The organism is Streptomyces sp. MJM8645, assembly GCF_001625365.1.
GTDB lineage: Bacteria > Actinomycetota > Actinomycetes > Streptomycetales > Streptomycetaceae > Kitasatospora.
Genome location: NZ_LJJF01000001.1, coordinates 6,720,417 through 6,743,406 on the forward strand (window position 1 = coordinate 6,720,417; position 22,990 = coordinate 6,743,406).

Annotated in this window: 20 protein-coding genes; 15 read left to right on the forward strand and 5 right to left on the reverse strand. The window is 73.3% G+C overall.

The features are described 5' to 3' along the window. The first annotated feature begins 115 nt into the window (after window positions 1-115). On the forward strand, window positions 116-856 hold the full coding sequence (locus A6F73_RS28560; protein ID WP_063350402.1) for a PIG-L family deacetylase: 741 nt from the start codon (window positions 116-118) through the stop codon (window positions 854-856). 55 nt (window positions 857-911) lie between these two features. Here the strand turns inward: A6F73_RS28560 and A6F73_RS28565 are convergent, their stop codons facing one another. The 3 genes from A6F73_RS28565 to A6F73_RS28575 all read right to left on the reverse strand — a co-directional run bounded on the left by A6F73_RS28565 (window position 912) and on the right by A6F73_RS28575 (window position 2,159). Then, entirely contained in the window at window positions 912-1,097 is a 186-nt protein-coding gene (locus A6F73_RS28565; RefSeq protein WP_063350403.1) for a hypothetical protein, read from the reverse strand. A gap of 49 nt (window positions 1,098-1,146) precedes the next feature. Further along, the gene (locus A6F73_RS28570; RefSeq protein ID WP_063350404.1) at window positions 1,147-1,341 is read right to left on the reverse strand and encodes a DUF1918 domain-containing protein; all 195 of its coding nucleotides are present in this window, start codon (window positions 1,339-1,341) and stop codon (window positions 1,147-1,149) included. A 140-nt stretch (window positions 1,342-1,481) separates the two neighbouring features. Next, window positions 1,482-2,159 (reverse strand): TetR/AcrR family transcriptional regulator, encoded by a 678-nt coding sequence (locus A6F73_RS28575; protein ID WP_063350405.1) that lies wholly within the window; start codon window positions 2,157-2,159, stop codon window positions 1,482-1,484. A gap of 369 nt (window positions 2,160-2,528) precedes the next feature. Between A6F73_RS28575 and A6F73_RS28580 the strand changes: the two genes are divergently transcribed. The 7 genes from A6F73_RS28580 (at window position 2,529) to A6F73_RS28610 (ending at window position 12,216) form a co-directional block, all read left to right on the forward strand. Next, window positions 2,529-3,326, forward strand: a complete 798-nt coding sequence (locus A6F73_RS28580; protein ID WP_244293533.1) for a phytanoyl-CoA dioxygenase — start codon at window positions 2,529-2,531, stop codon at window positions 3,324-3,326. A gap of 80 nt (window positions 3,327-3,406) precedes the next feature. After that, window positions 3,407-3,997, forward strand: coding sequence for a DUF6309 family protein (locus A6F73_RS28585; protein WP_079136091.1), 591 nt, complete (start codon window positions 3,407-3,409; stop codon window positions 3,995-3,997). Beyond that, the gene (locus A6F73_RS28590) at window positions 3,994-8,355 is read left to right on the forward strand and encodes a non-ribosomal peptide synthetase (protein ID WP_079136093.1); all 4,362 of its coding nucleotides are present in this window, start codon (window positions 3,994-3,996) and stop codon (window positions 8,353-8,355) included. The genes A6F73_RS28585 and A6F73_RS28590 overlap by 4 nt, the downstream gene beginning before the upstream one ends. A 142-nt stretch (window positions 8,356-8,497) precedes the next feature. Then, window positions 8,498-9,772, forward strand: a complete 1,275-nt coding sequence (locus tag A6F73_RS28595; protein WP_063350406.1) for an aminotransferase class III-fold pyridoxal phosphate-dependent enzyme — start codon at window positions 8,498-8,500, stop codon at window positions 9,770-9,772. A gap of 18 nt (window positions 9,773-9,790) precedes the next feature. Continuing rightward, entirely contained in the window at window positions 9,791-10,651 is an 861-nt protein-coding gene (locus tag A6F73_RS28600; protein WP_063350407.1) for a TauD/TfdA family dioxygenase, read from the forward strand. After that, window positions 10,648-11,418 (forward strand): SDR family oxidoreductase, encoded by a 771-nt coding sequence (locus tag A6F73_RS28605; RefSeq protein ID WP_063350408.1) that lies wholly within the window; start codon window positions 10,648-10,650, stop codon window positions 11,416-11,418. Before A6F73_RS28600 ends, A6F73_RS28605 begins: the two co-directional genes overlap by 4 nt. A gap of 3 nt (window positions 11,419-11,421) precedes the next feature. Further along, on the forward strand, window positions 11,422-12,216 hold the full coding sequence (locus A6F73_RS28610; protein WP_063350409.1) for a methyltransferase domain-containing protein: 795 nt from the start codon (window positions 11,422-11,424) through the stop codon (window positions 12,214-12,216). Between the two features lie 106 nt (window positions 12,217-12,322). Here A6F73_RS28610 and cpt read toward each other — a convergent pair whose 3' ends face one another. Then, window positions 12,323-12,889, reverse strand: coding sequence for a chloramphenicol phosphotransferase CPT (cpt, locus tag A6F73_RS28615; RefSeq protein WP_063350410.1), 567 nt, complete (start codon window positions 12,887-12,889; stop codon window positions 12,323-12,325). A 262-nt stretch (window positions 12,890-13,151) separates the two neighbouring features. Here cpt and A6F73_RS28620 point away from each other — a divergent pair, with 262 nt between their 5' ends. From A6F73_RS28620 to A6F73_RS28630, 3 genes are read left to right on the forward strand one after another with little or no spacing between them, the layout of a single operon-like run. Then, window positions 13,152-14,306: a terpene synthase family protein gene (locus A6F73_RS28620; protein WP_063350411.1), complete on the forward strand. Its 1,155-nt coding sequence runs from the start codon at window positions 13,152-13,154 to the stop codon at window positions 14,304-14,306. Beyond that, window positions 14,303-15,709 (forward strand): cytochrome P450, encoded by a 1,407-nt coding sequence (locus tag A6F73_RS28625; RefSeq protein WP_063350412.1) that lies wholly within the window; start codon window positions 14,303-14,305, stop codon window positions 15,707-15,709. Before A6F73_RS28620 ends, A6F73_RS28625 begins: the two co-directional genes overlap by 4 nt. After that, on the forward strand, window positions 15,706-17,103 hold the full coding sequence (locus A6F73_RS28630) for an FAD-binding protein (protein ID WP_063350413.1): 1,398 nt from the start codon (window positions 15,706-15,708) through the stop codon (window positions 17,101-17,103). Before A6F73_RS28625 ends, A6F73_RS28630 begins: the two co-directional genes overlap by 4 nt. A 165-nt stretch (window positions 17,104-17,268) precedes the next feature. Here A6F73_RS28630 and A6F73_RS28635 read toward each other — a convergent pair whose 3' ends face one another. Beyond that, window positions 17,269-17,493, reverse strand: coding sequence for a hypothetical protein (locus A6F73_RS28635; protein ID WP_063350414.1), 225 nt, complete (start codon window positions 17,491-17,493; stop codon window positions 17,269-17,271). 210 nt (window positions 17,494-17,703) lie between these two features. Between A6F73_RS28635 and A6F73_RS28640 the strand changes: the two genes are divergently transcribed. The 4 genes from A6F73_RS28640 (at window position 17,704) to A6F73_RS28655 (ending at window position 22,907) form a co-directional block, all read left to right on the forward strand. Beyond that, complete coding sequence (locus A6F73_RS28640) at window positions 17,704-19,053, forward strand: GH1 family beta-glucosidase (protein ID WP_063350415.1); 1,350 nt, start codon at window positions 17,704-17,706, stop codon at window positions 19,051-19,053. 482 nt (window positions 19,054-19,535) lie between these two features. Then, window positions 19,536-20,615: an ABC-three component system protein gene (locus A6F73_RS28645; RefSeq protein WP_159398559.1), complete on the forward strand. Its 1,080-nt coding sequence runs from the start codon at window positions 19,536-19,538 to the stop codon at window positions 20,613-20,615. Then, window positions 20,612-21,085, forward strand: coding sequence for an ABC-three component system middle component 2 (locus tag A6F73_RS28650; protein ID WP_107452973.1), 474 nt, complete (start codon window positions 20,612-20,614; stop codon window positions 21,083-21,085). Before A6F73_RS28645 ends, A6F73_RS28650 begins: the two co-directional genes overlap by 4 nt. Further along, on the forward strand, window positions 21,078-22,907 hold the full coding sequence (locus A6F73_RS28655) for a hypothetical protein (protein WP_063350417.1): 1,830 nt from the start codon (window positions 21,078-21,080) through the stop codon (window positions 22,905-22,907). Before A6F73_RS28650 ends, A6F73_RS28655 begins: the two co-directional genes overlap by 8 nt. Window positions 22,908-22,990 lie beyond the last annotated feature (83 nt).

Here is a 22,990-nt window from a genome sequence, read left to right on the forward strand (position 1 = left end):
CCGGCCGGCCCGGGAGGGTGTCCGACGGGGTGTGGGTGTGGGGGTCTTCTAGAGTCGCCTGCGGAACGACCGTATGACCATGCGACTGTGAGCCGCACCGAGAGGGACGAGCACCATGAGTGAGCAGGCCGTCGAGCCCTACCAGCCCGTCGACGAGGACTGGCAGACCGCGCTGGCCGTCGTCGCCCACCCGGACGACATGGAGTACGGCGCCGCCGCGGCCGTCGCGCGGTGGACGTCGCAGGGCAAGAAGGTCGTCTACGTGATGGTCACCAGCGGCGAGGCCGGGATCGACTCGATGAACCCCGAGGAGTGCGGGCCGCTGCGGGAGGCGGAACAGATCGCCTCGGCGCGGGTGGTCGGCGTCGACGTGGTCGAGTTCCTCGGGCATCCGGACGGGACGGTGGAGTACGGGCTGCCGCTGCGCCGCGACATCGCCCGGGCGGTGCGCCGGCACCGGCCGGACATCGTGATCACCAGCAACTTCCGGGAGACCTACGGCGGGACCGTCCCCAACCAGGCCGACCACATCGCGGTCGGGCGGGCCGCCCTGGACGCGGCTCGGGACGCCGGCAACCGGTGGGTGTTCCGGGAGCTGCTGGCCGAGGGCCACGAGCCGTGGAACGGCGTCCGGCAGGTGTGGGCGGCGGCCTCGCCGGAGTCGGGTCACGCGGTGGACACCACCGAGCACTTCGACCTGGGCGTGGCCTCGCTGGAGGAGCACAAGGCGTACCTGGCCGGGCTGGGCGGGGCGATGGCGGACGCGCGCGAGTTCCTGGAGGGGGCCGGGCGGGGAGCGGGCGGCCGGCTCGGGGTGCGGTTCGCGGCGTCGTTCGAGGTGTTCCCGCTGCGCTGAGCCGCGCGGCCACCCGGATGGGCCGGCTGCCCGGCTGCGCGGCCTGGCTGCCCGGTTACCCGGTGTCGGTGCCGGCGTACACGGAGGCGAGCACCAAGGCGGTCTGCCCGGTCACCGGGATGCCGCAGTTGTCGAGCAGCACGAGCAGCGCCACCGCGAGGTACCCGTAGTGGTCCAGCAGTGGCGCGAGCCCGGCGAGCCCGGCGAGCGTTCCGGGCAGCGGGGCCGTGGGGGCGGTCACCGCTGCTCACCACCTCGCCCGGGTGGGGGCGGGGCGGCGGGGGAGTCGGTCAGCGGTCCGCTGGGCGGTGCTCGATGTTGCAGTCGGGGCCGGGGTAGACCAGGCCTTCGTGGCCGTCCTCGAAACGGACCATGTACGGCGGTTCGCCGTCGGTGCCGCGCACCTCGACGATCTCGCCCTTCTGGTCCGTCATGCCCACCGACCTGCTGTGGATGTGGAGCTGGTCACCTACCGCTGCGTGCATGGTCTGCTCCTCGGGTCGTGGCGGCCGCCTCCGCGGCCGTTCCGCCTTCCACTGTGCTGCGGCGGCGGCGGGCTCGCAACGGCGCGGGCGGGCGGGACGCGGGAGCGGGGCGGGACCCGAGGGGCGTGCGGGGACCGGTCTCAGCCGGCGGGCGGCTGCTCCGCGAGGTAGCCGCGGACCAGCCGCTTGCACTCGGCGATCAGTGCCGGATCGCCCTGCGGATCGCCGCGGAAGGCCAGCTTGAGCACCGCGTCGGCGGCCTCCAGGGCGACCCGCAGGGCGAGGGTGAGCGCCGCCGGGTCGCCGGTGGCGAACACCTCGCCGCCGAGCGCCTGGAGGCGCAGCGCGACGGCGGTGTTGTTGTCCACGCTCGGGTCGAGCAGGTGCCGGTCGTCCCGCAGCCCGGCGGGGGCGGTCGCGTCGGCGAGGCCGAAGTCGAGCTGGCCGAAGCCGGGCACCGCGCGCTTCATCGCGACGAACTCCTCCACCGCGAGGTCGGTGAACCCGGCCGGGCCGAGGGGCGCGGCGGTCGCCAGCCGGTGGTCGAGCCGCTGGAGGTAGCGGTCGAGGTTGCGGCCGGCGAGGGCGGCCAGCAGGTCCTCCTTGCCGGCGAAGAACTGGTACAGGGTGCCGATCGGTACCTGGGCGCGCTGGGCGACCTCCTTGGTGGTGAGCGCGGTGGCGCCGACCTCGTCGAGCAGCCCGGCGCAGGCGTCGAGGATCCGGCCGTACCGCTCCTGGCTGCGCTGCTGGACCGGACGGCGCCTGGTCACGGGGCCCCGCCCGGCGCTCTCGTGACTCCTGGTGTCGCCGCTCATGACGTCACTGTGCCGCATCCGCTGTGCCAGCGGCGAATCACCGGGGCGCAATGGGTCCGGAGTTTCGGGTGGGGAACGGGTCGATTGGTGGCTGGAGCTGAACGTCACGGTGGCGGGAAGGTGTCCAGGAGTCGGCGGTGGTCTTGTGGTGGACACGATCAACGGTTCATACTCCTCAGCGGACTACCTTGCGTGATCAACTCGTGCCCTTTCGTGGTGAACGTGTGTCAGCTGTGGCGACGATGGACGAACCCGGCGCCACCCGAGGTCTGGATGATCCCGTGCGTTTCATAGAACCCGAACCTGTTCAGGTCCGATCCGCCGTGCCCGACTGTGCGACCCGTCATCCGGAAGGAGGGGGCCGGTTCGGTGACGCAGACTTCCGGAGGGCGTGAAGCCCTAGACACCGAGCAACACCGCCAGTTCCTGGAGTCCGGATACCTGGTCCTGCCCGGCCTGGTGCCGGAGCCGCTCGGGGCCAGGCTCGCCCCCGAGGTGGACCGCTGGGTGGACGAGGGCCTACGGGCCCGCTCGATCGCCGCCTGCACCGACCCCGCCCGGCACGGCCCGCCCCCGGTGCTGGAGCTGGAACTGCCGGCCCACGGCGAACTCCTCACCCACCCACCGCTGTTGCGGACGCTGTCCGGTCTGATGGGGCCGTCCTTCGTCTTCCACCACCTGCACAGCGACCGCCAGGCCCCGGGGATCCCCGGCAAGGCCTGGCACCACGACTGCGAGCCCAACGACCGCGCCGACCCGTCGCTGCTGATGGTCCACGCGCTGCACTACCTCGGCGGCCTGGACGAGAAGGTCGGCAGCCTGGCCGTCCTGCCCGGCTCGCACCGGCGTACCGTCGGGAAGACCGCGTACGCCCACCACGGCACCGCCGAACTGCCCGGCGAGGTGGTCATCGACCGGCTGCCGCCCGGCTCCACGGTGCTGCTCAACTCGGCGCTGTTCCACACCCGCAGACCGGCGCCGGACGGCCCGGGCAGGCCCCGGTACTTCATCGACGCGTCCTACTGCCAGGTGGGGGCGCGCTGGCGCCCGGTGAAGCCGCACTGGCGGCTGATGCTCACCCGGGCCCGTGAACTCGGCCTGGCGGAGGGCCGGTGGCCGGAGCTGTTCGCGGAACGGCACTTCACCGAGTACGTCGGAACCGCCTGACCGGAACTGTCCGGCGAGAACCGTCCGGCGAGAACCGTCTGATCGGAACAGCCTGATCGGAACTGTCTGAGGAGCACCGCGTGGAGATCGTCACCGCCGTCGCCTACGCCGAGGTCCACCACGCCTACCTGCGGGACCACCCGGTGGAGCGCACCCACGAGGCGAACAGCAACCGGGACGGCGAGGAGAACGTCGAACGCGCCGGCCGGATCCCCGGCGGCTGGTGGCGCGTCCGGCTCTCGCGCTCGGACGTCCTCGGCGTCGTCCTGCCCTGGCACCTGAGCGAGGGCGGCGCGCGTGAACTCGTGCCCCGCTCCGGCCTGACGGTGGCCGAGGCGGCCGAGCGCATCCGCTCCGACGAGGCCGCCTGGTCGGCCGCGAACCCGGTCTGCGCCGCCAAGCTCCGGTTGCTGCGGTGGGCCCCGTTCACCCCCGTCTACCTGAGCACCGGTGCGGTCGAGCACTCCGACTACACGGACCTGCTGGTTCGGGAGGGACTGATCCACATCGACGGCCTGCACCGCATGCTGGCCTGGGAGCTGGCCGGACGCCTGCCCGACCGGCCCCGCCTGGACGCGTTCCTCGCGGGTGACCCCCGGCTCGCGGACCCGCACGCGACCGGGTCGGTCCGCGCCGGGCGGGCGGCCCGGACGGGAGGCGAGCCGGAGTGACCTTCGCGACGCAGCACGTCCGGTCCACGCCGTCCACACCGTCCACGCCGTCCAACCAGGCCGCGTCGCCCACCCGGTCGCTCTCCGGGTTCCTGTTACGGCTCGCCCGGGAGCACCCGGACCGGACCGCCCTGACCGACGGCGACCGCACCCTCGACTACCGCACCCTCGACGCCGCGGCGGGCCGGATCGCGGCCCGGATGGCCGCGTCCGGCACCGGCCCGGGCGACCGGGTCGCCCTGCTCGGGCCCCGGGACGCCCGCATGCTGGTGCTGCTGCACGGCGTGCTGCGCTCGGGCGCGGCCGCGGTGATGGCCGACCCGGACTGGTCGGCGGCCGACCTCGCCCGGCGGCTGGCGGCCGTCCGGATCGGCCGGGTGCTCAGCACCGAGGCGGCCTTCCCCGGGCCGGAGGGCCATCCGGCCGAGGTGGTGGACGTCGACCGGCTGGCCGGGCCCGAGGGCCTGCCCGACGCACCGGGCAGCGCGCTAGGTACGACCGGTGGCCTCGTGCCCGGCGGGGCCGGTGACCTCATGCTCTGCGGGGCCGAGGAGCTGATGCTCGGTGCGGCCGAGGACCCCGCGTACCTGTCCTTCACCTCGGGGTCGAGCGGCGAGCCCAAGGCGGTGGCCGTCACCCACGCCAACGCGGTGCACTACGCGCGGGCGCTGGCCGACCGGCTGGGTTTCACCGCGGCCGACGCCCCGTGCGTCGCGCACGTCACCACGCTGGCCGCCGACCTCGGCCACACCGCCTGGCTGCTGGCCCTCGCGGTCGGCGGTTCGGTGCACGTGGTGCCGGACGGCGAGGTGCGCGACCCGGAGGCGTTCTGGGCGTCGCTGCGGCGCGCCGGGGTGTCCGTGCTGAAGACCACCCCCTCGCACCTGACCGTCCTGCTGGAGGGCCGGCCCGGCGACGCCCCGCCCCTGCACACCGTGCTGCTCGGCGGTGAGGCGCTGCCGCGCCCGCTCGCGGCCGCCCTGCTCGACACCGGCGTCACCGCCCGGCTCGTCAACCACTACGGCCCGACCGAGACGACCGTCGGCGCCACCTGCTTCCTCGCCGCCACCGCCCGCCAGCTGCCGGCCGAGGAGCCGACCGTCCCGATCGGCACCGGGATCGGCGAGGTGCGGCTCGCCCTGCTGGACGGCGACGGGCGGCCGGTGCCCGACGGCGCGGTGGGGGAGCTGCTGATCGGCGGCCGGGGCGTCAGCGCCGGCTACTTCGGCCGGCCCGCCGAGACGGCGCGCGGCTTCGTCCGCCACGACGGTGAACGCATGTACCGCACCGGCGACTTGTGCCGCCGCCGGGCGGACGGGAGCCTGGTCTTCCTCGGCCGGGTGGACCGCCAGGTCAAGATCCGGGGCTACCGGGTCGACCTCGCCGAGATCGAGCGGGCGATGGACGACTTCCCGGGCGTCGCCCGGTCCGCGGTGCTGGTCCGGGAGACCGCCGTGGGGAACCAACTCCTGGCCGCCGTACGGTTGTCGGCCGACGGCGCCGGGCTGGCCGGGATCGGCTCCTACCTGCGCGACCGACTGCCCGGCTACTCCGTGCCGCAGCCGATCCTGACCCTGCCGGAGTTCCCGGTCGGGCCGAACGGCAAGCTCGACCGGGAGCGGCTGGCCGAGCTGGTCGCCGAACTGGTCGAGGCCCGGGCGGAGTCGGGGCCGCCGTCGGACGGGGACGCGCTGGCCCGGTCGATCGCCGGGTTCTGGGCGGCCGCACTGGGCCTGCCCGGGGTCGGGCCGCACACCGACGTGCTGGACCTCGGCGGGGACTCCATCCTCGCCATGCGCACCGTCGCCTTCCTGCGCCGGTCGGGCCTGCGCGTCCACTACGACGACTTCTACCGGCACCCGACCGCGCACGGCCTGGCCGCGGCCGCGGCCGCCGCAGCCGTTCCGGTTCCGGCCGCCGCTCCGGCCGGGCGGGCCGGAAGCGGCGACCAGGGGAGTCAACTCGCGCCCGCCCAAAGGTGGTTGTACCGCCAGAAGGCCGTCGACGACCTGCGGCACTGGAACCAGTCCGTCCTGCTGCGCTGCCGGACGGCCGTCGACCCGGCCGTGCTCTCGGCCGCTCTCGCGGCCGTCCTGGAACGCCACCCGGCGCTGCGGCGGCCCGTCTCGCCGGAGGGCTACGACGCACCCCGGCCGGTGGCCGACCTCGACCCGCTGTCCTTCTCCCGGATCCCGCGCGGGACGGCCCCGATCGCCGAGACCATCGCCGGGGTCTGCACCGAACTCCACCGCAGCCTCGACCCGTTGGCCGGCCGGCTGCTGCGCGCCCACCTGTTCACCGGCCCGCCCGGTACCGACGACCGGCTCGCCCTGATCGCGCACCACCTGGTGGTCGACGGGCTGTCCTGGCGCATCCTGCTGGACGACCTCGCCCACGCCTACCGGGCGGTGCTCGACCAGAAGCCGGCCGACCTGCCGCCGACCCCGGACTTCTACCAGTGGGCCGCCGCCGCGCCGCCGCCCCCGGCGTCGGTGCCGCCTCCCGCAGCGTCCGTGCCGGCGTCCGCGCCGGAGTCCGTGGTCCGCGCGCAGCCGGCGGCCGTCGGCTGGACGCTCGACGAGGACGGCACCGCCCGGCTGGTCGGCCGCCACGGCGGCGGGACGGGCCTGGAGGCCTTCCTGCTGGCCGCCTTCGCCGACGCCGTCACCGGCTGGAGCGGCCACCCGCGGCTGCCCGTCGAGGTGGAGACCCACGGCCGGGACGCCGCCGGCGATCCGGGCGAATTCCTGGACACCGTCGGCTGGTTCACCGCCGTCAAACGGCTGGTGGTCGAGGCGTCGGCCGGACCCGAGGGCGCCGCGCAGCGCCTGCGCGAGGCCCCCGTCCAGGCGATGGACGCACCCGGCACCCGCCCCGCCGCCGGGTTCAACTTCCTCGGCACCTTCCGGCTGCCCGACGAGCCCGCACTGGACTGGACCGTCGCGGACGAGCAGGCCGGAGTGGCCCGCTGCACCGGCGGAGACCCGCTGTACGACCTGCGGCTCACCGCCCGCATCGTGGAGAACCGACTGGTCGCCGACCTGGTGTACGGGTGGCCCGGCCTGCCGCACCCCGCCGCCGAGCGGATCGTCGCCGCGTTCGCCGGGACGGTGGCCACCGAGGCCGGTGCCGAGGCCGGTGTCGAGGCCGGTGTCGGTGCCGGTACCGCCGCCCGGCCCGTCCGGGCGCCGCTGTCGACCTCCGGCCAGCTGCTCCACCCCGGCACCCGGGCACCCGCCGTACCGGCGGCCCGTACCATGGTGCGCGAACCCGCCCGGGTGCTGCTCACCGGCGCCACCGGCTACCTGGGGCGGCACCTGCTCGACGCCTTCGTCCAGCGGGGCGCCCACGTCACCTGCCTGGTCCGGGCCGAGCACGACGCCGGTGCCGTCCGGCGGTTGGGCGCGGGCGTCGGCGCGGGCGCGGGCGCCGACGACGGCCGGATCCAGGTCGTCGCCGGGGACATCGACCGGGAGGGGCTGGGCCTGTCCCCGGCCGGACTGGCGCGGGCCCGGGGCGCGCAGCTCGTCGTGCACGCCGCCGCGGACGTCCGGCTGGTGGCCTCGCCCGACGACCTGGAGCGGACCAACCACACCGCGGTTCGGCGGCTGCTCGACTGGATCGACGAGCACGCCCCGGCGGCCCGCGTCCACCACGTCTCCACGCTCGCCGTCGCGGGCGGCGTGGACGGCCCGCCCCGCCGCTTCAGCGAGGCCGACCTGCGGATCGGCCAGCACTTCCGCACCCCGTACGAGCGGACCAAGTTCGCCGCCGAGCAGACCGTCCGCGCCTGGGCGGCCACCGGGCGGGCCGCCTACCTGTACCGCAGCGGCCACATCGCGGCGCACAGCCGGACCGGCGCCTTCCAGGCCAACATCGGCGACAACCGGATCTACCAGCTGATCCGCGGCTACCTGCTGGCCGGCGCCGCCCCGCGCCGGCCGCGCACCACCTACGCGTTCTCCTACGTCGACACCGTGGCCGCCGGGATCGCCGCGATCGCGCTGGACCCGTACGCCGCGCCCGGCGCCTACCACGTCGAGAGCCCGCACGAGACGCCGCACGACGAACTCGTCCGCTGGCTCGCCGGCCACGGCCACCCCGTCCGGCTCACCGACGACGAGGCCTTCGCGGCGGCGATCGCCCGGGCCGAACGCGACCACCCGACGGCGGCGGGGTTGGCCGCCGCGTGGTCCCTCCAGGAGGAGCGCAACGTCCTCGTGGACCGCGCGTACACCACCTCCGTGCTGGACCGGCTGGGCGTCCGGTTCGCCGAGCCCACCCCGCAGTGGTGGTCGGCCGCGCTCACCCGGGCCGCCGAGGCCGGCTACCTGCCGCCCGTCGCGCCGCCGCACTGACCCCCGTCCGTAGGACCGACCCCCGTCCGCCGTACCGATCCGTCCGCCGCGCCGGCGCCCCGTGAGCCGCGCCCCGTGAGCCGCGCCCCGTGAGCCGCGCCCCCACCGACCCGTACCCCCAGACCCATGGAAGGCGGACCTCGTGTCCCAGCTGTCCCCGGTGCTCAAGCAGGCCACCCCCGTCGTCGCCACCCGCGGCGAAGGGCTCCACCTCTTCGACGCCGACGGCCGCCGCTACCTCGACTTCACCTCCGGCGTGGGGGTGACCAGCACCGGCCACTGCCACCCGCGGGTGGTCGAGGCGGTGCGCGAGCAGGCCGGCCGGCTGATCCACGGCCAGTACACCACCGTGCTGCACGACCCCTTGCTCACCCTCACCGAGCGGCTCGGCGAGGTGCTGCCGCCCGGCCTGGACTCGCTGTTCTACGCCACCGCCGGCAGCGAGGCGGTGGAGGCGGCGCTGCGGCTCGCCCGGCACGCCACCGGCCGGCAGAACGTGATCGTCTTCGAGGGCTCCTTCCACGGCCGCACCATGGGCGCGGCCGCGCTCACCACGGCCGGCAGCCGCTTCCGCGCGGGCATCGGCCCGGTGATGCCCGGTGTCGCGGTGGCGCCGTTCCCCGACGCCTTCCGGCTCGGCCTGAGCCTCGGGCTGAGCGAGGCGCAGGCCGTGGAGCACGCCCTGCGCGGGCTCGACCAGGTGCTCGCGACCGTCAGCGCCCCCGCCGAGACCGCCGCCATGTTCGTCGAACCGGTGCTCGGCGAGGGCGGCTACGTGCCCGCGCCCGCCGGGTTCCTCGCCGGGCTGCGCGAGCGCGCGGACCGGCACGGCATCCTGCTGGTCGTCGACGAGATCCAGACGGGCTTCGGCCGCACCGGCCGGTTCTGGGCCCACCTGCACCACGACGGCGTGGTGCCTGACGTCCTGATCACCGCCAAGGGCCTGGCCAGCGGCTTCCCGCTGTCCGCGATCGCCGCGCCGACCGACCTGATGCGGCGGGCCTGGCCCGGCTCGCAGGGCGGCACCTACGGCGGCAACCCGGTCGCCTGCGCCGCCGCGCTGGCCACGCTGGACGTCATCCGGGACGAGCAACTGGTCGACAACGCCGCCGAACAGGGGTCGCGGCTGCTGGACGGCCTGCGGGCGGTCGCCGCCGGAGCGCCGGGCGTCGCCGACGTCCGGGGCCTCGGGCTGATGATCGGCAACGAGTTCTGCCACCCGGACGGCTCCCCGGACCCGGACACCGCCAAGCGCGCCCAGCAGGCGGCGGCCGACCTCGGCCTGCTGCTGCTGATCTGCGGCGTCCACCTGAACGTGGTCAGGATGATCCCGGCGCTGACCGTCACGGCCGGGCAGGTCGACGAGGCGCTGGCGCTCTGGTCCAAGGCGGTGGCGGCGGCCGCCGCCCAGCGGTAGAGAGGAGTGGTTCCGCACATGTACGACGACACGGTGTCCGAAATCGGCTGGAGCAGCGAGGAGTTGGAGGCTCGGCGGGAGCAGTGGTCGCTCCCGCTCGACGAGGGGGAGCGACAACTGCTCTGGGCGGACGCGCGGGCCGAGCGGTGGGGCGCGGCCGAGCCGGTCCGGGCGAAGCTGCGCGCGCTCGTCCAGGGCGGCGCCCGCTCCGTCGGCGTCGCCCACGTCGTGGGGCTGATGGATCCGACCGCCCCGGAGGAGGAGGTCGCGGCCGCCCTGTCCTTCCTGCTGCGGGACTTCGGCGAGATCGTCCCGCAGAACGGGCGCGGCGACCTCACCCAGGTGCTGCGCGACCAGGACGGCGACGGCAACACCGAACTCGGCTTCCACTGCGACACCTGCGACCTGCTCGTCCTGCTCTGCATCCAACCCGCCTACAACGGTGGAGGATTGACCAAGCTGGCGAGCGCGCGGCACGTCTACGACCTGATCGGGCGGGAACGGCCGGACGCCCTCGCCACCCTCACCGAGGAGTGGACCTTCGACCGGACCGGTCGGGCCGGGCCCCAGGTCGTGGTCTCCCCGATCTTCTACACCCAGAAGGACGGGACCATCGCCTGCTACTACCAGACGCGCACCGTCCGCTCGTCCCCCGATCGCGGTGGCCCGCCGCTGACGGACCGTCAGTGGGACGCGCTCGGCGTGCTCGACGAGGTGCTCTACCGGCCCGAGATCGCCTTCGGCCTCCCGATGGCCGCCGGAGACCTGCTGATCATTCGCAACAGCCGGGTCCTGCACGGGCGTTCGGCCTACGTGGACGAGCCGGCGCCCAACTCCCGGCGGATGCTGCGGATCTGGATGAACACGGAGGACATGTGACCGGGAGCGCGCAGACACCGCACGGGCGGACCGCCGTCGTCACCGGCGGCGGCAGCGGGCTCGGCCGGGCCGTGTCCCTGGCCCTGCTGGGCGCCGGCTGGTCCGTCGCACTGGCCGGGCGGCGCAAGGACGCCCTCCAGGAGACCATCGCCCTCGCCGACGTCGACCCCGCCCGGGTGCTGGCCGTCCCGACCGACATCCGCCAACCGGAGGAGGTCGCGGCCCTGTTCGACGCCGTCCGCGACCGCTTCGGCCGGGTCGACCTGCTGTTCAACAACGCCGGCGCCGCCGCCCCGCGCCGACCCATCACCGAGACCCCGTTCGAGGACTGGAACCGCGTCCTGGACACCATCGTCACCGGCGGCTTCCTCTGCGCCCGCGAGGCCTTCCGGGTGATGAGCGCCCAGTCCCCGCAGGGCGGGCGCATCATCAACAACGGCGCGCCGTCCGCCCACGTCCCGCGGCCCAACTCCATCGCCTACACGGCCGCCAAGCACGCCGTCCTCGGCCTCACCAAGGTGCTCTCCCTGGACGGCCGCGCGTACGGCATCGCGGTCGGCCAGATCGACGTCGGCAACGTCACCCCGGTCGACGGCGGACCGCAGCCCGCCGCCATGCAGGCGGACGGCACGATGGCGGTCGAGGCGACCATCCCGGTGGAACGCTTCACCGAGGCCGTCCTGCTGATGGCCTCGATGCCGCCGGACACCAACGTCCAGTCCCTGACCGTCCTGCCCACCACCATGCCGTACGTCGGGAGGGGCTGAACCGTGCTGGTCAGCGCACGTTCCTTCGACGAGTACCGCGCGATGTTCGCGCTCACCGACGGCGACCTCGCCCCCGGCCGGCGCATCCTGGACTGCCCGGGCGGCGCGGCCGCCTTCACGGCCGAGGCCGGCCGGCGCGGCGTCGACGCGGTGGCCGTCGACCGCGAGTACGCCCACCACCGGGAGGACCTCGGCGTCCTCGTCGAACGGGAGACCCGGCACAAGCGCGACCAACTGGTCGAGAACGCCTCGGACTTCGTCTGGACGTGGCACGGCGACCCGGACAGTCTCACCCGCCTGCGGATCGACAGCGCCCGCGACTTCCGGGCCGACATCGCCGCCCGCCCGGACCGCTACGTCGCCGGCTCACTGCCCGAACTCCCGTTCGCCGACGACTCCTTCGACCTGGTGCTCAGCTCGCACCTGCTCTTCTCCTACGGCAACCGGCTGGACGGGGACTTCCACCTGGCGGCCCTCCTGGAACTCGCCCGGATCGCCCGCCGCGAAGTCCGGCTCTTCCCGGTCATGGTGTACGACACCGGCGTCCGCTACGGGGAGCTGGACGGGCTGCGCCACCACCTGGACGCCCTCGGGATCCCGAGCCGCGTGGAGCGGGTGGAGTACGAATTCCAGCCCGGGGACAACGAGTTGCTCGTGCTGTCGTGCGCCGACTACCGGCCGCTGGCTCGGGCCGGGGCGCCGGGAGCCGGCGCGTCGATGCCGGGCGCTTCGGTGGCGGGCGCGTCGGTGGCGGGCGCTGCCGACCCGGTGCGGTGGCGGCACCGGGAGAACCCCTGACCTCAGGCCCGAGCCCTGGCTCTGGCCCTGGCCCTGGCTCTGACTCTGGCCCTGGCCCTGGCCGACGCCGACTCTGCGTCGGCCAGGGCCAGGGCCCGGCCCCGGGTCACCCGCCGACGGGGGCGGATCCGGCGGCGTCGCCTCCGAGGTGGGCGGCAATCCTCCGCGCGCACTCCAGCGACTCGGTGCGCGAGGTGTCCACCTCCAGGTCGTAGCGCACGCCCTGGTGGACCAATTCCGCCTGCGAAGCGGCCATCCCCAGGATCCGGTTCCCCCGGGCGAGCTCCCGGCCGGTGGCCACCGCCGCCTCGCAGCGGACCCCGACCCACAGCACGTCCAGCCCCACGAGCGCCTTCTCCCACCGGAGTTGGGACTCAGCCCGGCCGAGGAAGACCTCGTCGACGATCACCCGCGCGCCCGCCCCCGCCATGGTCGCGACCCCCGCGATCCACGCCGCCTGCAAGGCCTGGAACTTCGACCCGACGCTCACCCCGCCGTCGGCCGCGAAACCGATGCCCCCGTCCGCATCGTGCAGGGACGCGGGCATCGCCTCGATCAGGGTGTCGACCCCGACCGTCAGCCAGGGCTCCGGCAGCACCGCCTGCAGACACCGGGCGATCCCGGACTTGCCCGAGCTGGAACCACCGTTCAGCACAATCACCTGAGTCGCCATCCCGCCACCGTAGCGATCCCGGTGCCATGTCCCAACCGGATATCGGACGCCCGGCGAGAGCCTGGCCGCGGCCGGGTGGGGCGTGCCGGGAGGGGCCGGGCGGCATGCGGGGAACGGTCACGGTCCGTGTCGACGTGGTGACGGCGCGATCACTCGTGCGGGGGAAAAGCGATGGTTGCGCTTTGAACAGTCGCGGTGGCTGGCCAGACTGGTCCTTCTCCGACCGGCCGGTCGGAGGTGGTGAGCGAGGGGGAGCACGGGCATGGGCGTTTCGTCGTACCGCGGCATGTGTGGCCTCGCCGCCGAGCACCCCGGAGGCCCGGACCTCCTCGCGGGAGTCGCCAGACCGGCGCCGCACGGCGAGGCCGGCGCCCTCCGCCGCGACGTCGGGGCGTGGCTGGTGGCGAGCGGGGTGCTCGGCGGTGACGTCCAAGGGTTCCTGGCACAGGGCCACCTGGACCTGGTGGCGGAGGCGTGGGGCGACGTCCCCCGGGGGCCGAGGCTGGTCGCGGCGGCGAAGTGGCTGGTGCTCACCTGGATCCTCGACGACCGCTTCGACGACCAGTGGATCGGCCGGCCCGTCACGGCGGCCCGGCGGACCGTCCGGGCGCTCACGGACGTCCTGGACGGCGGTTCGGGCGTCGGCTCGGGCAGCGTTCCGGACAGCGTTCCGGGCGGTGGCCCGGATGGTGTCTCGGACGGCGGCTGGGATGGCATCGAGCCGCCCGGCGACGCACTCGTCGAGGCGTTCGCGGTGCTGTGGCGGGAGACGGTCGAGCTGACGCCGCCGCAGTGGCGGGCGCGCTACGCGGCGTACTTCCGCGCGTACCTGGACACCTCGCTCGGCTACCTCGACGAGGCCTCACTCCGCGACACCGCCTTCCGCGACACCGCCTTCCACGACGCGCCCTTCCGCGACACCCCCTTCCACGACCTCGGGACCGCCGCCCCGGCCGGCGCCGTGCAGACCGTCCCCGAGTACCTACGCCGACGGGACCAGGACGGCGCCGTGTCGTGCGCGGCGGGGTGGATCGAACTCGCCCACGGCCTGGACCTCGCCGACGAGGTGTTCCGGCACCCGAGGGTGGCGGACCTGCTGATGCGCTTCAACCACGTCGTCTGCTGGGTCAACGACCTCTACTCCGCCGAGGGGGAGTCCGCCGCCGGGAACGGCAAGAACCTGCTGCGCTCGTTCACCGTCCACGAGGGCCTGGCCCCCCAAGAGGCGTCGGCCCGGCTCGGGGCGCTGTGCGAGGCCGAGTCGACGACGCTGGAGTTCCTGGCGGACGGCATCGCCCGCGACCCGTCGTCGCCCGGCGAGGTCCGGGCCTTCGCCCTCGGGCTGGTCCGCTTCACCCGCGCGCTCATCCACTGGACGGCGACGGCCGCCCGCTACCGTACGGAGTCACCGCGATGATCCCCCGTCCGCCCGGCGGCCTGCCGCTGCTCGGGCACCTGGTGCCGTTCCTGCGCGACCCGCTGGCGTTCCTGCGTTCCCTGCCCCGGTACGGCGGCCTCGTCCAGATCAGACTGGGGCCGGTCTCGGCGGTGGTGGTCTGCGACCTGGAGCTGACCCGGCACGTCCTGCGCGAGGACCGGGTCTTCGACAAGGGCGGGTTCCTGTTCGAACGGGTCCGCGACTTCGCCGGCAACGGCCTGGTGACCTGCCCCCACGCCGACCACCGCCGCCAGCGCCGCTACGTCCAGCCCGCCTTCCGCGCCGACCGGATCGCGCGGTACACGGAGGTGATGGCCCGGGAGGCCCGACGGCTGGCCGGGTCCTGGAGCGACGGGCAGGAGGTCGACATCACCGCCGAGTTGAGCCTGGCCGCCGGGCGCAGCCTGGTCTCGACCCTGTTCACCCGGCTGCCGTTCACCGGCCTCCAGGAGACCGTCGACGACTTCGTCCTGCTCATCGGCGGCTCCTACCGGCGCATGCTGCTGCCCCACCGGCTCAACCGGATCCCGCTGCCGGCCAACCGCCGCTACGACGCCGCCCGCACCCGGCTGGTGCGCCTGGTCGACGAGGTCGTCACCGCCTACCGCGCGGATCCGGAGGACCGGGGCGACCTGGTGTCGACGCTGGTGGCCGCCGACGCGGGCGGGCAGGCGCTCTCCAACGCGGAGGTCACCGACCAGGTGATGACGATCTTCGCCGCCGGCTTCGACACCATCGCCAACTCCACCGTGTGGGCCCTGCACCTGCTCGCCCAACACCCGGACATCGCAGACCGGGTCCGAGCCGAGGTGGACGCGGCCCGCGTCGACGCGACCGGGGTGAACGTAGCCGAGGCGGACAGGGCCGAGGCCGACGCCACCACGGCGGCCGGCACGTCAGCGAGCGTGGCCGGCACGTCGGCGAGCGTGGACGGGCTGGAGCTCACCACCCGGGTCGTCCGCGAGGCCGTCCGGCTGTACTCCCCGGGCTGGCTGCTCACCCGCGTCACCACCACCGACACCGAACTCGGCGCGCACCGCCTGCCCGAGGGCACCTCGGTCATCTACAGCCCCTACCTGCTCCACCGCCAGCCCGCCCTGTTCCCCGAGCCCGACCGCTTCGACCCCGAGCGGTGGGTGGGCGTCCACCCGCAGCGCGGCCCGTTCATCGGCTTCGGCGCGGGACCGCGCCGCTGCGTCGGTGAGCAGTTCGGCATGACCGAGTCCGTCCTGCTGCTCGCCACGATCATGCGGGCCTGGCACCTGGAGCACGTCCCAGGCCGGACCGTCCGCGAGATGCCGCTCGCCACGCTGCGCCCCGGCCCGGTGTGGATGCGCGCGACCCGCCGTGACGGCCTCGTCCGCACCGGGGCCGCCGGGTGAGCACGGCCCTCGTCCTCGGCGGCGGCCTGGCCGGCACGCTGGCGGCCGCCGCCCTGGCGCCGCACGCCCGGAGCGTCACCGTTCTCGAACAGGACGTCCTGCCCGTCCTGCCCGGCCCGCGCCGGGGCCTGCCGCAGGGCGAGTTCAGCCACATCCTGCTCGGCGGCGGCGCGGACGCCGTCGAGGAGGTCCTGCCCGGAACGCTCGACGCCCTGCTCGCCGCCGGCGCCCATTACCGCTCGATCCCCGCCGGCCTGCTGATGCGTCTCGGGCCGGGCTGGCTCCAGGGCTTCGACTCGCCGGCCTACCTGATCGCGTGCAGCCGGCACCTGCTCGACCACGTCGTCCGGCGGCGGCTGCGCGAGCAGGCGAACGTGACGGTCCGCGAACGCACCTCCGTCCTCGGTCTGGTGGGCGGCCCGGGCCGGATCGTCGGGGTCCACATCGAGAACCCGGACGGATCGCGGGAGACCCTGCGGGCCGACCTGGTCGTCGACGCGACCGGCCGCCGCTCCCGCGCCCCGGAGTGGCTGCGCGCCCTGGGGGTCGAGGGCCTGTGCGAGGAGACGGTGGACGCCGGACTCGCCTACGCCGCCCGGGTGTTCGAGACGCCGGGCGGAAACGAGGGCTTCCCGGTGGTGAGCATCGTGCCCGTCCCGGGGCGCGGCCGGCCCGGTCGGGGCGCCACCATCATCCCGATCGAGGACGGGCGCTGGATCGTCACGCTCTCCGGCACCCGGGGCGGCGAACCCGCCCGGGGCGAGCGGGAGTTCCACGACTTCCTGAAGGCGCTGGACCACCCGGTCGTCCACGACCTCGCCCGCGCCGCCCGCCCGCTCGGCCCGATCCGCACCTGCCACGGGACGCTGAACCGCCGGCGCCGCTACGAGTGCTACGAGGGCGGCCAGCTGGCCGGGTTCGCCGCCACCGGCGACGCGGTGGCGGCGCTGAACCCGGTGTACGGGCACGGCATGACGGTCGCCGCCCAGTGTGCCGCCGCCATCCGCGCCGCCGTCGACAGCGAAGGCCTGCACCCGGGGGTGAGCGCACTGATCCAGCGGCGGATCGCCAGGGTCGTCGACACGCCCTGGGACATGGCCAAGGACCAGGACGAGGGCTTCCCGGACGCGCTGTCGAGCCACCCCGCCACCGCCGCCGGGCCCGCCGCCGTGTTCACCCGCTGGTACACCCGCCGGGTGCTGGGCGCGGCCCTCACCGACCCCGCCGTCTCGGCCGCCTACTTCGAGGTGTTCTCCCTCGCCGCGAGACCCGCCCGGCTGGCCAGACCCGCGGTGGCCCTCGGCGCACTGCGACCCCGGCGCGCCCACCCGCCGACCGCCGGCCAGGCGATCGCCCGCTTCCCGGGGGTGGCCGCGCTGGCCGGGCCCTACTGACCGGCCCGGACGGCCGGAACCGCCCAACCCCCCGCTCCCGCGTTCCTGTTCACGCCGTTGCCGTCGACGCCGCCCTCGAACGCCCAGGTCCTGTCCCACCAATATCGGTCGGACAGGCCTGGGGTCCGTCCTCAGGTGGACCCCAGGGCGACCTGACGGCTTCGGTCACCGGGCGGCCGCGGCCATCGCCTCGCGAACGGTGATCAGGCATGGATCGCAGTAACGGTCCGGGCCCACCGAATCCTCGACGCCCGCAGCCGGCGCGACGCGCTGGGCGGGTTCGAGGAAGCGTCCGCACAGGGACGTCGACGAGTCGTTCTTCGTCACCACGTGCCACACCACGGCCGGCGGTGACACCGCCGGGTCGTGCTCGGCCCACATCTCGTACACGGTAGCCTCCCGAATCGCTGGGGCCCGGTCACCCCATGCAACCCCCCTCCCCGGCGGTCGGCCACCGGACGGGGCCCGGTGGGATGGCGCGCGGACGGTCGGGGCGTGCGGGTGGCGGCTGTTCCCTTGTGGTGGTGGCCGGTTGCCCCTGGCGTTTCGGTGTCGCGCCAGTAACATGAGTTCCCCTCACGTTCATGTCAGGAGGCAGTCATGCCGGACCGCTACGACCTGCCGACGGGGTTCCGCTGGGGCGCCGCCACCGCCGCCTACCAGATCGAGGGGGCGGTGGCGGAGGACGGCCGTGGGCCCTCCGTCTGGGACACCTTCGCCGCCCGCCCCGGCGCTGTCCGCGACGGCCACACGGGTGCGGTGGCCTGCGACCACTACCACCGGTACCCCGAGGACATCGCGCTGATGAAGGACCTCGGGCTGGACGGCTACCGCTTCTCCATCTCCTGGCCCCGCGTGCTCCCCACCGGCGCGGGCACAGTCAACCCCGCCGGACTCGCCTTCTACGACCGCCTGGTGGACGCGTTGTTGGAGTCGGGCATCACCCCGCTCCCCACCCTCTTCCACTGGGACCTCCCGCAAGGCCTGGAAGACAACGGCGGCTGGCTGAACCGCGACACCGCGTACCGCTTCGCCGAGTACGCCACCGTCATGGCCGACCGCCTCGGCGACCGCGTCCCCGCCTGGATCACCCTCAACGAGCCCTTCGTCCACACCGTCTTCGGCTACGCCCTCGGCACCCACGCCCCCGGCCGCACCCTGATGCTGGAGGCCCTCCCGGCCGCCCACCACCAACTCCTCGCCCACGGCCTGGCCGCCTCGGTGCTCCACGACCGCGGCCTGGAGGTGATGCTCTCCAACAACCTCACCCCGGTCGAGCCCGCCTCCGCCTCGCCCGCCGACACGGCCGCCGCCGAGGCCTACGACGCCCTGCACAACCGCCTGTTCACCGACCCCGTCCTCCTCGGCCACTACCCCGACCTCTCCGCCCTCGGCGTCCCCGACGACCTCTACGGCGCCCTCCACCCCGGCGACACCGACCTCATCCACACCCCCGGCCTCGACGGCCTCGGCCTCAACTTCTACAACCCCACCCGCATCGCCGCCCCCACCGAACCGGGCCTCCCCTTCGACTTCGTCGACATCCCCGACGTCCCCCACACCGCCTTCGGCTGGCCCGTCGTCCCCGACGCCCTCACCACCCTCCTTCTTCACCTCCGCGACACCTACGGCAAGGCCCTCCCGCCCATCACCATCACCGAGAACGGCTGCTCCGTCACCGAGTCCACCACCCCCGACCAACCCCGCATCGACTTCATGTCCGCCCACCTCGACGCCCTCGCCCAAGCCGCCGCTGAGGGAATCGACATCCGCGGCTACTACACCTGGTCCCTCCTCGACAACTACGAGTGGGCCGAGGGCTACCACCAGCGCTTCGGCCTCATCCACGTCGACTTCGAGACCCAGCGCCGCACCCCGAGGGCCTCGTACGCCTGGTACCGCGACCTGATCGCCGCCCACCGGGCGCGGTGTGCGAAGGAGGGTCGGTGACGTCGGTTCCGTGACGGCGGACCGCGGGCTTCGTGGGGCGCCCGCGGTCCGCTGGTGTGACTACCGCTGGTGTGACTAGCCGCCCGCCGCCGGGGAGCGGGATGCTTCGGCGGCGGCGTCCGGCTGGTAGAAGTCGGTGTGTCCTTCGACGTGGAGGTGGGGCAGGCGGCGGTCCAGCCAGCTGGGCAGCCACCAGTCGCATCACGGCCGGTACCAGCAGCAGTCGGACCAGTGTGGCGTCGATCAGAATGGCCGACCCCATATCCACGCCGTGCTGGACGCCGTGGTGACGTCGGACGGCGCCGATACGACATGTCGCTGGCACTGGCCGGTTCCCCCTGGATCTGCGGTCACGCCGCAACCGATTGCCAGGAAGTGAGTTTTCGTCGGTGGCCCGTGGTGGTATGGACACCCAGTGCGCTTGATCACGGAGCGCGTTGGGGGTGGGAATGGAAGACCTGTCACAGAGACAGGACCGGCGGGTGAGCGTGGTGACCGTCTCGCAGTACGCCGTCCCGGGCGCGCTCGTGCCGCCAAACCGGTTCGACCGGCGCACGCCGCTGCAGCAGGTCTGGTTCTGGGAGCCCGACGAGTGGGAACGCTTCACCTGCGAGTGGGTGCGCATGCGGGCGTTGGATGAGGGCTACCTGGGCACCGAGATCATCGGTGGCAGTAACGACCGGGGCGCCGACGTGGTGGCGTTCTTCACCGAGCGGCGTCTCAACGGGGAGTGGCACTGCTTCCAGTGCAAGCTCTACCACGAGGAGTTGGTACTCGCCGACGCGCTGCCGGAGATGGTCAAGCCCTTCGTCGCGGCGGTGGAGACCACTAGGACATTGCCGACGCGCTACACCTTCGTCGCTCCCAGGATTCACCCGAGACTCAAAGACCTGGTGCTGACGCCCGACGAGCTCAAGTCCCGCTTCCTGGCGTACCTAGGTGGCCGCTCCCAGAGCGTGGCGAAGCTGCCCGCGCAGCTCCTCAGCGCTGTCGTCAAGCTCGCCGAGGCCACCGAGTTCTCCATGTTCTGGACCGTCAACCTGGACGAAATGCTGGAGGTCTACAGCAAGTCCCCGCTGTTTGCCGCCCGTTTCAACTACCCGCCTTCCGGAGAACCCGCGAAACTCCCCGTGCCGCCCGAGCCTGCCGCTGACGAGGCCCGGTTCCTGGAACAACTGGTCGATGTGTACCGGGAGCGGTTCGGGCAGCAGATCGTGACGGTGGACGACGCTTTCGACCACACCAGGTCAGGAAGCCACCTGCGGCGCCAGCGCGAGGCTTTCTACGCGGCGGAGGCGCTGCGCTTGTACGCCCGCGACAGTGTCCCGGGCGACTCCTACACGGAGCTGCAGGACGACGTGCTCGCCAACCTGGTGGAGGTGGCGGAAGACGACCACGCATCGGGTTGGCACCGGCTGCGGGCGGTCGTCACCCAGGCTGGGAACCTGCAGGTGTCGGGATCAGTCATCGCGTCGTACTTCCAGCAGGTCCAGCGCAAGGGAATGTGCCACCAGTTCGCGAACGACGACAAGTTGACATGGTGCGACGGAGGAGAGTGGTGAACGTCCTCAACGGCCCGGTGGAGGTGGGCATGCGGGCCTTGGCTTTGCTCTCCGAGGCCCACCCGGAGGCGCTCGACCTCGCCGCGCTCGTCGTGCTCGACCACGCGGTCCTGCACAGCGAGCGGTTCGGTGGGCCACCCAGCCTGCTGCCCGAACTGCCCGCTCAGCCGGGCGAACTCGGTCGCAAACGCGAACTCCTCCATGAGGGCCTGGCCGTCCTGATGCGCGCCGGCCTGGCGTCGATCGATGCCACGACCGAAGGCTTGGTTTACCGGGCGACCGCCCGCGGCTCCAGCTTCTTGGGGATCTTCGAAGCGCCATACGTCGGCCGACTGTGCGAGAGGGCGACCTGGGCGGTGGAACAGCTCGCCCCGCACACAGACCCGCTGGCGTCCACGCGGGCCATCACACAGACCTGGCGCGAGCAGTTCGCCGCGAGCGCGCACCACCCCGGGGACGGACATGAATGACCTAACGCTGACGCACCTCACCTACGCCGGTTCCAGCCTCCCAGACGCGCAAGTTGCCTTCTCCCCGACCTTCACCTTGGTCTGTGGGGACTCCAATACGGGCAAGTCCTTCATCGTCGACTCCATCGACTACATGCTTGGCGGGCACACCACGCCTGCGATCCCGCACGCAGAGGGCTACAGCCAGATCCTGCTCGGGCTCCTCCTGCCGGACGGCAGCCCGCTCACCCTTGTTCGGGCACCAGGCAGCAACAACGTGCACGTCCACGAAGCCGACCTGAGGGGCCTCGTCCATGCCGCCCCCGACGCGGTGCTGTCCGTCCGACGGACGAAGAACCGTCGCGACGTCTCCCACTACGTGCTGGACCGGCTCGGCCTGGCGGACGCCTACATCCGTACCAACGAGGCGGGGAACACCGAGCACCTCAGGCTCGCCGATCTCACCCACCTGGCGATCGTCACCGATGGACGGATGGTTGACCAGACGCCGCCCTCGCAGCGGGTTCGGGGCAATGCCGCGAAGACCGCCGCCAGGTCCGTGATGAAGCTCGTCCTCACCGGCGAGGACGAGCCGCCGGCGAGCAAGGTGCCCAACGCCGCCCAACGCCGCATCCAGAAGGGCAAGATCGCTTTGCTCGATCAACTGGTGATCGACCTGTCGGCCAAGCAGACCACCGAGGAGAACGGGGACCAGCTCCGGGCACGCCAGGCCCGGTTGGCCATCACCCTGGAGACGGTCACGGCTTCGCTGCGCGAGGCGACAGAGCGGCAGAGTCGGATCGCGGCCGAGCGGACGCAGCACACCGAAGCCGAGGAAGGACTGGCGGTGCGGCTTGGCGAGGTTCGCGACCTGCTGGGGCGTTTTGACATTCTCCGGCAGCAGTACGAGTCGGACCTCGCTCGACTGGAGATGGTCGGTGAAGCAGGCAACCTACTCGGCTACTTCCGGGCCGGACGCTGCGTGTTCTGTGGGGCGGAGCCCGAGCGCCAGGAACCCGCACACGACAATCACGAGACCACCCACCTGCACGAGGCCGTCACTGCGGAGAGTGCCAAGACCCGGGCCCTCCTGGCGGACCTCCGGCTCACCATCGCCGACCTGGAGGAACAGCGGGACGATCTGCTCCGCCGGCAGGAGCGGATGCATATCCGAGGAACCGAACTCGATCGCACGATCCGGATGATCGAGGAGCAACTCCTCCCGGCGAAGGGCGAGCTCGACCAAGTCCTGACGGAGCGGTCGGAGATCGAGCGCAACCTCGAAGTGCTGGCGCGCATCGGTGAACTCGACGAACATCGCGCAGAACTAGTCGCCGCCGGAGCTGTGGCCGCCAAACGCGCCGACTCGCTGATTCCCGGCCGGACGGTACGGGTCTTCGACTCCGCACTCCAGCGGATCCTCGAACGCTGGAACGTACCAGGGACCGAGCACGCAGGATATGACCCTTACGGCGGCGACGTCCGCGCGGGCGGCCAGGCCCGTGCTGACCACGGCCGGGGGATGCAGGCACTGCTGCGCTCCGCGTTCTCCGCAGCGCTTGCCGAGTACTGCATCGACCGTAGGCTCCCGCACCTGGGGTTCCTCGTGCTGGACTCACCATTGGTGACCTACGGGCAGCTCCGTGACGAGGACGAGGCACGCCTGGCCCCGGAGGTCAACGACAGCTTCTACCGGCACTTCCTCCATTCACCGGGACAGACGATCATCGTTGAGAACACGCCACCGCCCCCCGACGTCGTCGAGCAGGCCCATGTCGTGATGTTCCGTCGGACTGGTGACGGCCGGCACGGATTCTTCCCGACAAGGCCAGGACTCTCCTGAGTCTCACGACTGCTTTCCTCCTGAGGTGCTGGGGGTCAAGGGGTTCAGTTCCGCCGCGTCGGCGGCCGGGGCGCCTCTGCTTC

What these genes read in the sequence shown, in the direction of transcription:
- A6F73_RS28560 (WP_063350402.1), top strand. Translation starts at nt 116, where the DNA reads ATGAGTGAGCAGGCCGTCGAGCCCTACCAGCCCGTCGACGAGGACTGG.
- A6F73_RS28570 (WP_063350404.1), bottom strand. Translation starts at nt 1,341, where the DNA reads ATGCACGCAGCGGTAGGTGACCAGCTCCACATCCACAGCAGGTCGGTG.
- A6F73_RS28575 (WP_063350405.1), bottom strand. Translation starts at nt 2,159, where the DNA reads ATGAGCGGCGACACCAGGAGTCACGAGAGCGCCGGGCGGGGCCCCGTG.
- A6F73_RS28600 (WP_063350407.1), top strand. Translation starts at nt 9,791, where the DNA reads ATGTACGACGACACGGTGTCCGAAATCGGCTGGAGCAGCGAGGAGTTG.
- cpt (WP_063350410.1), bottom strand. Translation starts at nt 12,889, where the DNA reads ATGGCGACTCAGGTGATTGTGCTGAACGGTGGTTCCAGCTCGGGCAAG.
- A6F73_RS28620 (WP_063350411.1), top strand. Translation starts at nt 13,152, where the DNA reads ATGGGCGTTTCGTCGTACCGCGGCATGTGTGGCCTCGCCGCCGAGCAC.
- A6F73_RS28625 (WP_063350412.1), top strand. Translation starts at nt 14,303, where the DNA reads ATGATCCCCCGTCCGCCCGGCGGCCTGCCGCTGCTCGGGCACCTGGTG.
- A6F73_RS28640 (WP_063350415.1), top strand. Translation starts at nt 17,704, where the DNA reads ATGCCGGACCGCTACGACCTGCCGACGGGGTTCCGCTGGGGCGCCGCC.
- A6F73_RS28655 (WP_063350417.1), top strand. Translation starts at nt 21,078, where the DNA reads ATGAATGACCTAACGCTGACGCACCTCACCTACGCCGGTTCCAGCCTC.